This window comes from Variovorax sp. 01N429 (genome assembly GCF_056399425.1).
Genome location: NZ_JBFTRG010000017.1, coordinates 74,336 through 88,845, shown reverse-complemented (window position 1 = coordinate 88,845; position 14,510 = coordinate 74,336). Strand labels below are relative to the sequence as shown.

Below are 14,510 nucleotides of genomic sequence, written 5' to 3'. Positions count from 1 at the left end.
TCTTAGCCAACCAAGGAGCCCATCCAATGCACTCGTCCTCCGAACACGCGGTGGACGCACCGCGCCGTGCGTCCGCCGAAGAAATGCCAGTCCTCGACCTCGGAGCCTGGCTCGCGGGCGGCCCGATCGAGCCGCTCGTCGAGCAGTTCAAGGCTGCCTGCACCAACACCGGCTTCTTCTATGTGAAGAACCACGGCATACCGCAGGAAACCATCGATGGGGTCTTCGAGGCCACCCGGCGCTACATGTCGCTGCCGATGGAAGAACGCCTGCGCGACAAGATCGACGAGCGCTTCCGCCGTGGCTTCATGCCCATGGGAGTGACGCAGCATCCGGGCCACAAACCCGACCTCAAGGAAAGCTACGAACTGGGCCTGGACCTGCCGCTGACCGACTCCGACGTGGCCTCGGGGCGCCCGCTTCACGGCCCCAACCACTGGCCGGCAGACAAGCCCTGGCTCGAACAGGCAGCCATGAGCTACTTCAACGCGAGCATCGAGCTGGGCCGCAATCTGCTGAAGGTGTTTGCCGCGGCCGTGGGCAAGGAAGAAGGCTTCTTCTTGCAATATGCGAAGAAGCCGATGGTGCAGGCTCGCCTCTTCCACTACCCGCCCCAGCAGTCGTTTACCAATCTGGAACTGGGTGCGGCCGCGCACACCGACTACGGCATGCTGACGCTGCTGGCGCAGGACCCGATCGGCGGGCTCGAACTCCGCACCCGAAGCGGCGAATGGGTGGCAGCGCCCTATATCGAGGGAACGCTCGTCATCAACCTCGGAGACCTTGTGAAGGTTTGGACCAACGACGTGTACGTGTCCAATCCACACCGGGTGGCGAACCGCACTGGCAAGGAGCGCTATTCAATCCCCACCTTCTTCAACCTGGACTACGACACGCCCGTGGCCTGCCTGCCCGAGTTCGCGCCGGCCTCCGGTGCCCCCCGGCATGCACCGATCAAGTCGGGCGAGTATCTGGTGAGCCGCTTCGCCGCCGTGCAGAAGTACAAGACCCCGGCCGAACTGGCGGCCGGGTAGCGTCTCAGACGGGCGCGCGGCCGGCCTTGGCGCGGCGCTCGATGTCCTCGAGGACCGCCGTCAGGTCACCGAGGAAGGTGTCGACCGCGAGCGGGAGGTTTCTCCCCTTGTGCACGCTGAGCGCAAAGCGCTGCGGCCTGGCACGCGGATCCTTGAGCGGGATATAGGAGCCCGCGCGCGGGTTGCCGAAGGGATCGTCCAGTGGGCGGGTGGTGAAGGTCAGACACATGCCTTCCGCCGCGACGTTGCGCATGAGCTCGTACGAGTTCGTCTCCAGCGCCACCCGAGGCCGCACCTTGGCCTTGGCAAGCATCTCGTCATACTGCTGCTTGGCCCACAGCGACGCATCCAGAGTGGACATGCTGTGCTCGGCGCAGTCGCTTAGACGCAGGGTCTCGCGATGCTCCAGCGGATGGCCCTTGGGCACGAGCACGAACAGCGGCAGCAGACGCGAGTACAGCACCGAAAGGTCCTGCAGTGCGACGTCTCCGAACGTGAAGCAGGCATCCAACTCGTCTTCGAGAACCATCTGCGCCAGTCGCGGGCTGCCGGCCACATGCACATTGAAAGACAAGCCCGGATAGCGATTGGAAAAGCGGGACAGGAACTTGGGCATGAGATCGCGCACCAGCGACTCGGGCATGCCGAAATTGATGCCGCCCCGCTTCAGGCCCTGAAGAGATTCGATCTCGGAGTGAAGTCGGCGTGTCTCGTTGCCCACGTTCTTGTAGTAGCGCATGAGGGCTTCGCCCGCGGCGGTGAGCTTGACTTTTCCTCGCCCCTGCCGCCGCTCCAGCACCGGAGCGCCAAGCGCGTCCTCAAGCAGCGCAAGCTGCCGACTGATTGCCGACGAGGCGACGAACAGCGTCTCCGACGCCGCTCTGATCGACCCGGTGCGGACGACTTCCGCGAAGTAGCGAAGCGAAGTGGTCGAGACGGGATTCAAAAGGCGGCTCCGCGGCGCGATTGCCCAACAAGATCAGGGAAGCCGCGATGATGCCTGACACGGACATGCGTCGCTCACTTCGCCTTCCCCGGATCCTTGACGGCCGTCTGGGTGTCGAACTCCACGTTGTACAGCTTGCCCCCGACGCGTTCGACCTTGCGGATGTACACGTTCTGGACGATGTCGCGGGTCTGCGGATCGATCAGCACTGGGCCTCGGGGGCTATCGAATTGCTGCCCCTTCATTGCATTGACCAGTGCTTCGCCGCCTGCGCCATTCGTCGTCTTCAGGCCCTCCATGATGACGCGCATGCCATCGTAGCCACCGACGGCCATGAAGCTGGGCCGCATGCCCTTGTTGGCTTTTTCGATCGACTCGACGAACTTCTTGTTCAACGCGGAAGGATGCGCGGCGGAATAGTGGTGTGACGTGATCGTCCCGAGCGCGACGTCGCCCATTTGTCCGAGTACATCGTCATCCACGATGTCGCCCGTCCCAATCAGTTTGATCCCCGCCTTGTCCAGTCCGCGTTCCGCGAACTGCTTCATGAAGATGGCCGCCGAATCGCCCGCCGGCAGGAACAGGAAAATCGCATCCGGATTGGCGTCCCTGGCGCGCTGCAGGTACGGCGAGAAATCAGTGGTGATCATCGGCATCCGCAAGGCCTCGATCACCTGACCGCCTTTCCCGACGAACTGCTCCCTGAAGGTGGTTTCGGCATCGACGCCGGGTGCGAAGTCCGAGACCAGCGATACGACCTTCTTGATCTTGTTGTTGGCCGCCCAATCCGCCACGCCGACAGTCACCTGCGGCAGCGTCATGCTGGTACGCACGATAAAGGGAGACTTCTCTGTCACCGAGGACGTCGCTGCCTGCATCACGACCATGGGCGTCTTGCTCAGTGTCGCGACGGGGGCCGCGGCAAAGGCTTGCGGGGTCAACCCAAAACCAGCCAGAACCGCGACCTTGTCGTTCAATACAAGTTCTTGCGCCAGTCTTTTGGTGGTCGCAGGCACGCCAGCGTCGTCCTTGAGCACGATCTCCACTTTGCGGCCCGCGACGGTGTCACCGTGCTCCGCCAGATACAGCGATACCCCGGCCTCGATCTGGCGGCCCATGTACGCGAATGGCCCTGTCACGGGCACGACCAGGCCGACCTTGATCGGATCTGCCGCAGCGGCCTGCCCGGAGGTAAGGGCCGCTGCGGCCAAGAGCGCGATCGCGGCGACACGAGCCGCGATTTTCCTGAAGATCATGATGTTCTGTTCCTTTAACCTTTGCGCCATTCGGTTCAGTATTGCATGCACGGCGACGCCGCGTTCGCAGACCGGGCAGCACCGATTGTCACGCTCGGTTTGTTCGGAACAGGAACATCCACGCCAGGGGATCAAGCAAGCGTCCGCCGGCGCTTGAAGGTCAAGAGGCTAGCCCACCTCCTCGACGAACGCCTCCTCGCGCTTGGAACGGATGGAGGGCAACAACACGATCACCAGCAGCAGCATCGCCGCGATCAGCAATCCCATCGAGATCGGCCGGGTGACGAACACGCTCCAGTCGCCGCGCGAGAGCAGGAGGGCACGCCGCAGGTTCTCCTCCATCATCGGTCCAAGGATCAGACCCAGCAGCAAAGGAGCCGGCTCGCACCCGAGCTTGATGAACGTATAGCCAACGATCCCGAAGATCGCCACCAGCCAGATGTCGAACACGTTGTTGTTCGTCGAGTACACGCCGATGGCGCAGAACAGAACGATCGCGGGAAACAGCCAGCGATAGGGGATCGTGAGCAGCTTGACCCAGAGGCCGATGAGCGGCAGGTTCAGGACCACGAGCATCAGATTGCCGATCCACATCGACGCGATCAGGCCCCAGAACAGTTCCGGATTGCTGGTCATCACCTGCGGTCCGGGTTGGATGTTGTGGATCGTCATGGCGCCGACCATCAGCGCCATTACCGGGTTCGGTGGAATGCCCAGGGTCAGCATCGGAATGAACGAGGTTTGCGCGCCCGCGTTGTTGGCTGCCTCGGGGCCCGCCACGCCGCGGATGTTGCCCTTTCCGAAGGGAACCTCGCCGGCCTTGAGCTTGATCTTCTTTTCGATCGTGTAGGCGGCGAAGGCCGACAGCAGCGCGCCCCCTCCCGGCAGGATGCCCAGGGAGGAGCCCAGCGCGGTGCCGCGCAGCACCGCAGGCACCATGTGCTTGAAGTCTTCCCTGGTCGGGAACAGCCCCGTCACCTTCGAGGTGAACACCTCTCGCTCATCTTCGGGACGAGCAAGGTTCGCGATGATCTCGCCATAGCCGAACACGCCCATGGCGATCGCGATGAAGCCGAGCCCGTCGGTGAGTTCCGGAATGTCGAAGGTGAAGCGCGCCACGCCGGAGTTGACGTCCGTTCCCACCAGGCCCAGGAGCAGTCCCAGCAGGATCATGCAGATCGCCTTGATCAACGACCCCGATGCCAGGACGACCGCACCAATCAGCCCCAGGATCATCAGCGAGAAGTACTCGGCAGGGCCGAACTTGAACGCGATTTCCGTCAACGGTGGCGCAAAGGCCGCCAGGATCAAGGTGCCGACGCAGCCCGCGAAGAAGGACCCGAGGCCTGCCGCCGCAAGCGCCGCCCCTCCTCTCCCCTGCTTGGCCATCTGATGCCCATCGATGACCGTCACGACGGACGATGACTCGCCCGGGAGGTTCACGAGAATGGCCGTCGTCGAGCCACCGTACTGCGACCCATAGTAGATGCCCGCCAGCATGATCAGTGCGGCCACTGGCGGCAGCGCATAGGTGGCCGGCAGGAGCATGGCGATCGTGGCCGTCGGGCCGATCCCGGGCAACACCCCGATCAGCGTGCCCAGGAGGCAGCCGATGAAGGCGTACATGAGGTTCTGCAGGCTGACGGCGGTCGCAAAACCGATCGAAAGGTTGTTGATCAGATCATTCATGGTGTCGGCTCTTGCTCAACCGCTGATGAAGGTCGGCCATACCTGAAACTGCAGCTTCAGGCCGACAATGAAAGTGAGATAGCTGCCGATTGCCAGCACGGTCGCGAGCATGACGGCCAGCTTCATCCTGAAGTCGGCCCCGGCCATGCACGCGACGATGACGAGCGCATAAATGGCGATGACCAACCCCATGGCGGGAAGCCCGATGCTCCCAATGCCCGCGAGCAGGATGCCGAAGAGCACGTTGGCGCCGATCACGAACCCCAGCGGCTTCCAGGCAATCCTGCCGATCGGGTCTCCGTCGCCCACGCGCCTGGACGTGAGGGAGCCCGCGACCACGACCAGCCCCAGCAGAGTCAGCAAGACGCCGATCATCAGCGGGAAGTAGCCCGGCCCCATGCGGGCCGCACTGCCGACGTTGTAGCCGGTGGCGCCCAGCGCGAACGCCGCCCCGACGGAAGCGAACAGGAGCCCGGAGGCGAAATTCTTCTTGCTCTTGATTTGCATAGGCAGATTACTTTTGGATCAAGGAGGTTGAAACGGAAACGGACAGGCGCCGGCCGTTGAAAGCCGTGGCTTGTGGGAATGGCTCCCACCTCGGCGCGGGGACTGCGACCTTGGTCAGGTCGCATTCAGGTAGGTCATGTTATGAGGTTTAATACCTCACGCTGTGAGCAATTACCCTTGCTGCCGGCCCGCTGTTACATTCAGCTCCCCTCCCCTTTCAACGCCGTCCATGCCCGCCGTTCGAGGATCCGTCGACAAGCAGCGCCTCGAAGCGCTGTCCGAGTTCAGGTACAGGCTGCGCAGCTTTCTTCGCTTCAGCGAAGACGCCGCCCGCGCCGAGCGCATCACCGTGCTCCAGTACCAGGTGCTGTTGCACACTCAAGGTTTCCCAGGTCGCGAATGGGCATCGATCAGTGAGATCGCAGAGCGATTGCAAGCGCAGCCGCATGGCGTCGTGGCACTCGTCTCGCGCTGTGAGGAAGCCAAACTGGTCAAGCGCCAGCCGAGCACCACCGACCGAAGACAGGTGGAGGTGCACTTGCTTCCGGCAGGACGAAGAAAGCTTGAGGCACTCGCCAAACAGTTCGAGACCCATGTGGCCGATCTGGCTGAGGTCGTGGCGTTCGCGGGCGGTTCGCGGTTGCCTTAGAGCGACGCGTTCTGGTTTAGGCGCCGCCACCAAGCGGCTTCATGCCTGCAAGTTCGTGTCTCCACCTGCGGCCAGCCGGATGACCTTCCGGCTGTTCGGCGGCACGAGATGGCCATGGCGTTCCATCGCATCGACCAACATCGGGATCAACGCCTAGGCGTTTGCCGCAGACCCGATCGGCAGCCTCCCACAGCACCGTCAGCGATTGGGAGCCAGGTCCGATGCGCAGGACCGGGGATGAATGTTTCACTCGACGGATCGACCACGAACATCACCCATGCCGCAGCACCTGTCGAGGGCCCCATGACACCCCAACCCCTGCTCTTACGCGCGCTGTGTACCGCAGTCTTCGCCAGCGCCTTCGCGCTCACGGGCTGCGGTGGCGGTGGTTCCGCCCCTGTGTCGATTACCGTTCCCATCGAAGAAGGTGCTCCCGCCGGAGGAGGGTCCGGCCGTGTGCCTCCCTCCGTTCGCGACGCCATCACGGCAGTCCAGGCCAAACCGGCATTCGCCTCCGCCACATGGGGCATTCACGTGATCGATCTCGCCACGGGCGGGGTGCTGCTCAACCAGGCCGGAGGAACCTCGCTGGTGCCTGCCTCGACGATGAAGGTCTTCAGCGTCGCGACGGCGCTTGAAAGATATGGCGCGGACTACCGGTTCCACACGCCGGTCTACCGCGTCGGAGAGGTCTCGAACGGCGTGCTCGCCGGAGACCTGGTTCTCGTCGCCTCCGGCGACTTCAGCTTCGGGCTGCGCGAACAGGCGGATGGCACGCTGGCCTTCAACAACCTGCCCGAGGTTGACCACAATTCCACCTACACCGGCTTTCCGGGCGGTGCCTTCGTCAAGAACAGCAATCCGCTTGCGGCGCTTGACGCGCTGGCCGCGCAGGTCAAGGCGGCAGGCATTGGCGCCATCACCGGCGATGTTCTGATCGACGATCGCCTGTTCGAGACTTACCGCAACTTTCCATCCGGAACCATCGCGCCGATCTGGGTCAACGAGAACGTCATCGACATCACGGTGACGCCCGGCCGGAACGGCGAGAAGCCGGCCATCGACTGGCGTCCGAAGAGCGCGGCCATCACGATCGAGAACGATGTCACCACGGTCGCCGGTCCGGCCGGGGCGCTGAGCGTGACGACGCCCAGCCCGGGCGTGGTCCGGGTCAGCGGGTCCATTGCGGCGGACAGCACCCCGGTGCTGACGATGTCCCAGATCGCCGATCCGTCGGCCTTCGCGCGGACGGCCTTCATCGAGGCGTTGGCGCGGGCCGGGGTCACGGTCGCGGCCCAGCCCCTGGCCGCTGCCGGCGCACTGCCCGATGCGAGCGCCTATCTCGACGCTGCCCGGGTGGCGGAACGCGTGTCCCCGCCGCTGTCGGAATACGTCAGGGTCATCCTGAAGGTCAGCTACAACCGCGGCGCCGATCTGATGCTCTGCCTGGCGGCGGTCAAGGCCGGAAGCCGGGATTGCAGCGATGGCCTGGCCGAGGAACTGAAAGTCCTCGGCAGTCACGGCATTGCCAGCACCTATCCCTTCGACGGCGCAGGCTCGAACGGCAACAATCGGACGACCGCGTCGGATATCGCGGGCTTCCTCGGCGCGATCGCACAGACCCCCACGGGCATCGCAATCCGCAACGGCATGGCGGTCCTGGGCGTCGACGGCTCGCAGGCGCAGAACGGCCTCGGCACACCGGCGGCCGGGCATGTCCGAATCAAGGACGGCGACCTCATCGCGGGAACCGCAGCCGGGCAGCTTATCGCCATCGCCATGACTCAGGCCGGCTTCATCGACGCCAGGAGCGGACGCCGGCTCGTCTACAGCGTGTTCGTCAACAACGCCGCCTTCTGGTCGTTCGAGGATTGCGCCGCCGCTCGCGCGGAGTTGGCGAACATCGTCGTGGCGTTCCAGCAAGCCTATTGAGAACGGAGGAGAAATTCATGACACGCAACGCACTGATTTCACGCGCGCTGCGCGCCGTCGCCCTGGCGGGCGCTTTCGCGCTGGCGGGCTGCGGCGGCGGCTCCGGTTCGGATGTCGGCGCCATCCCTTCGACCGCCCCCAACCCGGCGCTTCCCCCGGGCCCTCCCGCGAGCGCCCCGGGCGCGGTGACGTGCCTGGACCATGACAACAAGCCCATGGCGGTCGCGCCCAAGACCATCACCATCAACAACGATTCCGATGGCGCGATCTATCCGATTCTGGCCATCGGCAAGAACGAGGAAGACCAGTGGGTTCAAGGATGTCTGCGCACGCAGGATCCGAATCCCTCCAACTACATCTACAGGCTGTATGTCAACGAGGGCCAGGGCATACCGCCGAATTCGTCGGTGACGATCACGCTCCCCCTGTTCAGCGAACTTCCGGCGGGGACCCTGCCGAACGCGAAATACATCACCTGGTGGAATGGCGGGCGCGTCGTGCTGGCCGACAGAAATGAGAGGCTGCGCCTGGACTCGGACCAGCGATTGACAACACCGGCCAGCGTGACGTGCATCGGGGAAGGCGCTCAGTGCGCGCTCAGTATCTATGCCGGCACGGAGGGGCTTCCGGAAGACATCTATGCGCAACTGTCGGAATTCACCTTGGGAGATTCCCTCGATCCTCCGGCTGGACAGACAACGCGGTGGCTTAGGCCGGACAACGTGGGATACAACATCTCGTACGTGGACCATGTCTATCTGCCCGTGGCGATCGGGCCGAAGAACAATCCCTATATCGGATACAGCGGATCGACAAGGTCCTTGCCGTCGTTCAGAAGCGCCCTGAATGCGTTTTTGCAGGCCGGCGCCGTCGGCGAGGGCTGGCCCGTCTACAACCTGTACGAACGGAAATTGCCGGGCGGCTACAACATCCTTGCCCAGCGCACCGGCACCTTGAACGACCACGACGTGCCCGTGAAACCCGTCAACCCGCCTGATCTTCCGCCGGTGTTGACCGTGATGAAGTGCATCGAGGGCGGATGCGACAACAACGAGAAGAAGGCCGGCAATTTCGGCGCAGCGGTCCAGAACATCCAGAATCTGTGGGGTTCCTGCGTCGCATGGACAGCGGAAGAACAAGCGAGCGGCTACATCACCGAACAGATCCCCTGCCCGGATGAACTGAAAGTCAAGATGGAAGCGGTCAAGGCTTTCTTCAAGAAGAGCCACGATCAGTACCTGGCGCTGCATGCCGGCAATCGATGCCCTCAGGCGATGCCGCAAAGGCTGGCGACCTTCACCTACTGGGAGGCCCTCCTGCACATCTATGGCTGGGTGCCTTTCAACGAAGGCTGCGGCTCAGGGGCGAACAAATTGGTCGACACGGTGATTCCAGGCTGGACGCATGCGACCATCCAGCCCATGTACATCCATGACCTGCAATACAACCACTTGCAGCAGTACGTCAAAAACGACACCCGGTTGACGTTCAACCCTTACGTCAAATTGATCCATGACGATCTCGGGATGAGCGCCTATGGGTTCTCCGTGGATGACGCCGTCGGGTTCATGAGCGAACTGGGTGACGGCCTGATCTTTGCCGTGGGCGGAGATCGCGGCCTGGAAACCAAGGGGCAGTTCACCTATTCGGGCGGTTTTTCCCTGGCGCTCGGCGTGCCTCAAAGCCAGGCTCCCCTTGTGACCCAGCCCTTGCTCAAGAAATACGGCGTATGCGCCTTCGGCAGGGAGGCCGGCGATCCGAATTGCGAGCAGGACAAGCAGGACGTCACCATGCCCAGCCATAGCCAGATCGCGGGGTTCAGGGTGGGCACGGTGCCTTCTTATCCCATCAAGGTGCGCTTCACCGACGCGAAGGACAACCGCTACACCCTGGTCATCAAAGCGCCGTTCCCCGAATGCGCGGCAGCGCAGTGCGACCCGAACAAGGCGCTGATCATCGATCCGGCGGATTGCAGCGTCGTCAACAGCAACGGCATGCCGCATCCCAAATCGAGCGCCTGGTGCCAAGCCGCCTATCCACACCAGACGAGGGAAGATCAAGTGACCAAGAACAGCCTGCAGGCCACGGTCGCGGTTGACTATTTGCCGTGACTCGATGAACCGCCCCGCCTCGCCACGGGGTGCGTTGTCGTCCCCTTTTGGGCTGGCGTTGTGGATGCTGGGCGGGCTGGGCGTCGTGCTCGGCCTGATGCTGTTTCCGCTGTTCACCTTCGAGGGCCTGCCGCCGCTGGCGGTCGCGACGGTCTGGGCCTTGCCGGTGGTGTTCTGGATCTACCTCGCGGCGGGCTTGATCGCCTGGTGGCGCCGCCCCCGCAACGGCGTCGGGATGCTGCTGGTGTGGACCGGCGTGGGGGTCTGGATCGTCGGCCTCAACAACACCACGGTGCCGGCGTTCCTGATGGTGAACGCGGTGGTCCCGACGCTCTATGGGGCGCTCGTCCATCTGTTGGTGGCGTTCCCGACCGGGCGGCTCTCCTCGCCGGGGGAACGCGCGCTCGTGGCCGGCGGGTACTTCGCGGGAACCGGGTTGCAAGTGCTGCGCTACTTCTTCGATCCGCCGGCGCCGACCGCCGTTTGGAGTCTTGCCGGCATGTTCAGCATGGCGCAATCGTTCGCCACCACAGCGCTCAGCGTGGCCGTCGCGATCGTCCTGATCGCGCGATTGCTCCGGGCCAGGCCCGAGCATCGCCGGCCGCTGGGCGTGGTCTATGGCTACGGAATCTTCGTGATGGTGTTCGTGCCCTTGATGGCGTGGGTGTTTCGCATCGGGTCGTCCGAGTACGGCGCCGAGGGGGAAATACGCGATTCGCTTCAGATCATCGCGGTCGCGGCACTGCCGCTGGTGGTGCTGATCGCGTTCCTGCGCGGCGGCTTTCTCCGCACCGCCGACCTGGAGACGCTGGGCGCGTGGCTGGGCGATTCAGAAGCGTCGCGCATTCCGATCCGCGATGCACTGGTCGCCGCGCTGGGCGACCCGACCCTCGCGATGCGCTACTGGTCGACGGAGTTGCGTCACTGGGTGAACGCGGAGGGCCTGATTGCCGCCGAGGCGGAGGGCGGGATCGGACGCGCCCGCCACCAGATCGACCTGGGCGGCGCGCCAGTGGCGGTGATCGAGTACGACGGCGATCTGCTGCGCGACCCGCACGAGGTCGAGCGTGCCGCCAACTTCGTCGCGCTGGCGCTCGAGCGCGAACGGCTCACCGTCGAACTGCGCGCCTCACGGCAAGCGGTCGTTGAGTCGCGCGAACGGCTGTTCAGCGCCGCCGATGCCGAACGACGGCGCATCGGCCGCGATTTGCACGACGGGCTGCAGGCCCGACTGGTGCTCATCGGCATCGAGGCGCAACGCATCGCCACCACACCGGCGCACCAAGTGGCGCAACGCGCGACTGCGCTGCGCGACACCATCGACCAGGCCGCGGCCGAGCTGCGCGCCATCGTCCATGATCTGGTGCCGCCGGCGCTGGTCGAACTGGGCGTCGCCGGGGCGGTGGAAGAACTGGTCCAGTCGATGCCGATCCCGACCCGCCTCGATGCGGCAGTGCCGGGACGGGTCGGCGACAGCGCCGAAACCGCAGCCTATCTGGTGGTGGCCGAGGCGCTGACCAACGTCATCAAGCACGCTGGCGCGACGCGCTGCACCGTGTCGCTCCATGCCGATGGCGCACACCTGCGCGTCGCCGTCACCGACAACGGCAACGCCCGCATCGATCCGCGACTCGGCACCGGCCTGGCCGGCATCGCCGACCGGGTCGCGGCGCTCGGCGGTGCGAGCGGCGTGGACATGCCACCAGAAGGAGGGACGAAGGTATGGGCGCAAATCCCCTGCGGGTCGTGATTGCCGAAGACGAGGCGCTGATCCGCCGCGGCCTCGAAGTGGTGCTCGCGGACGGCGACTTCGAGATCGTCCGCATGGTCGGCACCGCCGACGAACTGATCGCTGCCGTGCGCGACGAGTCGCCCGCGCTCGTCATCACCGACATCCGAATGCCGCCAGGCTTCACCAACGAGGGACTCGCCGCCGCGCTGGAGATCCGCCGCACCTGGCCCGCCATTCCGGTCTGCGTGCTGTCTCAATACGTGCTGGCGCATTCCGCGCGTGCGCTGCTCGACGCCGATGGGGGTGGGATCGGGTATCTGCTCAAGCAACGCATCACGCACATCGACGACTTCCTGTCGGACCTGCGCCGGATCATCGCCGGCGAAATCGTGCTCGACCCCTCTGTCGTCGAACAACTGCTCGCACGCGCCGACCAGGCCGGCACACCCGCGGCCCAACTCACGCCCCGCCAGCGCGGCGTGCTCGCCCTGGTCGCCGAAGGCCGCTCGAACGCCGCCATTGCCGCGCGCCTGTTCATCTCCGAGAAGACCGTGGTCAATCACCTCACGAGCATCTATATGACGCTCGGGCTGGAGATCGACGACGACGCCCACCGGCGAGTCCAAGCCGTGCTGGCCTATCTCTCCAGCCGCTAGCTTCAAGGATGCGCTTGGGAGCCAGGTCCGATGTGTGCGCCGGAGGGCGGTGTTCAACTCGCCACCGAGCCAATCCAACGTCTGCCAATCCATGACTGATTCGCCATTGACCGCTTCCCGCACCCTCATCGAGCCTTCCGCGTTCTCCACTCCCGGCATTTCGCGTCGCGCCTACCTGGGTTCGGCCGTGGCCGGGCTTGCCGCCCCGCTGCTGCAGGCCTGCGGCGGCGGCAGCAGTGGTTCCGGCACGCCAATCGCTCTGGCCGACCGTGAATCGGTGCGGTGGTGCCGCGAGGCCATCCAGGCCGCGCTCGGCCGACCTCAATCCGCCACCACCGCCGTGTCCGTGGCGCTGTTTGATGAAGACCGCGTAGTCTGGCGCGAGGCCTTTGGCTACGCCAACCGCGATACCGGGCAATTGGCGACCCCCGACACGCGCGTCTACATCGGCTCGGTCGCCAAGGTAATCGCCACGCTGGTCGTGATGATCCTGCGCGACCGCGGCCAGTTGGCGCTCGACCAGCCGCTGGTCGAACTGCTGCCCGGGTTCACCATGCTCTCCCCGGGCTACGAGCGGGTGACCGTGCGCCACCTGGTGTCCCACAGTTCCGGCTTCCCGGGTACCAACATGCACAACGCGTTCATGTTCGTGCCTTATCTGGACTATGCGCAGGACACCCTGCAGGAGCTGGCGAACTCGCACCTGAAGCACGAACCGGGGGAACTCGCGGTGTACTGCAACGACGGCTTCACCATGGTCGAACCGCTGGTGCGCGCGCTGACCGGGCTGCCCTTCTACGAATTCGTCCAGCGCGAAATCTTCGCCCCCCTGGGCATGACCCTGTCGGGCTATCCGGTGACGCCTGCCGCCGAAGGCACTTATGTACACCCGTACGCCGAAGGCCGCAGCCTTCCCCAGGAAATGCCCGCGCCCTATGCGACCGGCGGCGTTCTCACCACCCCCACCGACATGTTGAAGCTGGCGCAAATGTTCCTGGACCAGGGCGTCTACCAAGGCCGACGCATCGTCTCGGCCGACGCGGTGCGCGAGATGGGCGTCGAACAGGGCGCCCGCACGCGCATCAACCCCTCGGCTTCGTCATGGCGCTGGGGCCTGGGGTGGGACTCCGTGCGGCAGCCGGGCCTGGATGCTGCGGGGCTGCTGGCCTGGAACAAAAACGGTGGCACCGCCTTCTTTAATGCCGACTTCTTCGTGCTACCCGAAGCCCGGCTGGCCATGTTGATCAGCGGCAACGGCTTCGACTACGGCATGCGCCAGTTGGCCGAGGGCCTGCTGCTGCGCGCAGCCCAAGAGCGCGGCGCCATCAAAACGCTGCCGCCGGCGATTGCCGGGGCAGTACCTCCCGCGGCGTCGCCTGCTCCAGATCTCGATGTCTTGACAGGCGTCTATGCAAACTACACCGCCCCCTTCCAAGTCCTCGCGGCGGCCGACGGCTCGCTGACCCTGCGCCGCTGGAGCGAAGCTGGCTGGACTCTCGTGCAGGCCAATCTGCGCGCCCGCACCGATGGCCGCTGGTGGGCGGATGGACAAACTTCCACCTGCTACCGCTTCCAGACCGTGGAAGGGCATCTCTACCTGATCACCCGCACGCTCTCGGCCAACGCGCTGTACTGGGGCGAGGGCCCCCTGGGCGAACGACTTCTGCCGCTGGACACGCCGCTGCCGCCCGCGTGGCGCGCGCGCGTGGGGAGCCAATGGCGTCTTGCCAACGAGTCCCCCGATTCGACCCAGAGCCGCCTGCACTCGCCAGTGATCTATCGCATGGGCGAGTTGGCGGAGAGGCCGGGCTACGTCATGCTGAACAATGAGCAGTTGCTGCGCGTGGTGAGCGACAACGAAGCCGGCATGACCGTCAAGATCCCGGGCAACGAAGGCCGCGACCTGTACGAACTTTTCATGGTGACGGTGGACGGCCAGGAGGAGATGCACACCGGAACGACGGTCTGGCAGCGAGCGGCGGCATGACGAACAACGAG

General features: G+C 64.7%; 11 protein-coding genes. 7 read left to right on the top strand and 4 right to left on the bottom strand.

Annotated elements, in window-relative coordinates; genetic code table 11:
• The first annotated feature begins 26 nt into the window (after positions 1-26).
• Positions 27-1,034: an isopenicillin N synthase family dioxygenase gene (locus AC1DSF_RS24520; protein ID WP_478143642.1), complete on the top strand. Its 1,008-nt coding sequence runs from the start codon at positions 27-29 to the stop codon at positions 1,032-1,034.
• Between the two features lie 4 nt (positions 1,035-1,038).
• Here AC1DSF_RS24520 and AC1DSF_RS24515 read toward each other — a convergent pair whose 3' ends face one another.
• From AC1DSF_RS24515 to AC1DSF_RS24500, 4 genes are all read right to left on the bottom strand, one after another.
• Positions 1,039-1,980 (bottom strand): LysR family transcriptional regulator, encoded by a 942-nt coding sequence (locus tag AC1DSF_RS24515; protein WP_478124292.1) that lies wholly within the window; start codon positions 1,978-1,980, stop codon positions 1,039-1,041.
• Positions 1,981-2,054: 74 nt separating this feature from the next.
• Positions 2,055-3,236 (bottom strand): ABC transporter substrate-binding protein, encoded by a 1,182-nt coding sequence (locus AC1DSF_RS24510; RefSeq protein WP_478183595.1) that lies wholly within the window; start codon positions 3,234-3,236, stop codon positions 2,055-2,057.
• 168 nt (positions 3,237-3,404) lie between these two features.
• Positions 3,405-4,925, bottom strand: coding sequence for a tripartite tricarboxylate transporter permease (locus AC1DSF_RS24505; RefSeq protein ID WP_478124294.1), 1,521 nt, complete (start codon positions 4,923-4,925; stop codon positions 3,405-3,407).
• A 15-nt stretch (positions 4,926-4,940) separates the two neighbouring features.
• A complete protein-coding gene (locus AC1DSF_RS24500) occupies positions 4,941-5,432 on the bottom strand; it encodes a tripartite tricarboxylate transporter TctB family protein (RefSeq protein ID WP_478124295.1) in 492 nt (163 codons plus the stop codon).
• 229 nt (positions 5,433-5,661) lie between these two features.
• Between AC1DSF_RS24500 and AC1DSF_RS24495 the strand changes: the two genes are divergently transcribed.
• The 6 genes from AC1DSF_RS24495 to AC1DSF_RS24470 all read left to right on the top strand — a co-directional run bounded on the left by AC1DSF_RS24495 (position 5,662) and on the right by AC1DSF_RS24470 (position 14,499).
• Entirely contained in the window at positions 5,662-6,081 is a 420-nt protein-coding gene (locus AC1DSF_RS24495) for a MarR family winged helix-turn-helix transcriptional regulator (RefSeq protein ID WP_478124296.1), read from the top strand.
• 237 nt (positions 6,082-6,318) lie between these two features.
• Positions 6,319-8,013 carry a D-alanyl-D-alanine carboxypeptidase/D-alanyl-D-alanine endopeptidase gene (gene dacB / locus AC1DSF_RS24490; protein ID WP_478183594.1) on the top strand — a complete coding sequence of 565 codons (1,695 nt, stop codon included), beginning with the start codon at positions 6,319-6,321 and terminating at the stop codon, positions 8,011-8,013.
• A 17-nt stretch (positions 8,014-8,030) separates the two neighbouring features.
• Positions 8,031-10,124, top strand: a complete 2,094-nt coding sequence (locus tag AC1DSF_RS24485; protein WP_478124298.1) for a hypothetical protein — start codon at positions 8,031-8,033, stop codon at positions 10,122-10,124.
• A gap of 64 nt (positions 10,125-10,188) precedes the next feature.
• A complete protein-coding gene (locus AC1DSF_RS24480; RefSeq protein ID WP_478124299.1) occupies positions 10,189-11,874 on the top strand; it encodes a sensor histidine kinase in 1,686 nt (561 codons plus the stop codon).
• Positions 11,847-12,512: a LuxR C-terminal-related transcriptional regulator gene (locus tag AC1DSF_RS24475; protein ID WP_478124300.1), complete on the top strand. Its 666-nt coding sequence runs from the start codon at positions 11,847-11,849 to the stop codon at positions 12,510-12,512. Before AC1DSF_RS24480 ends, AC1DSF_RS24475 begins: the two co-directional genes overlap by 28 nt.
• A gap of 106 nt (positions 12,513-12,618) precedes the next feature.
• Positions 12,619-14,499 carry a serine hydrolase domain-containing protein gene (locus AC1DSF_RS24470; protein ID WP_478124301.1) on the top strand — a complete coding sequence of 627 codons (1,881 nt, stop codon included), beginning with the start codon at positions 12,619-12,621 and terminating at the stop codon, positions 14,497-14,499.
• The last annotated feature ends 11 nt before the right edge of the window (positions 14,500-14,510 follow it).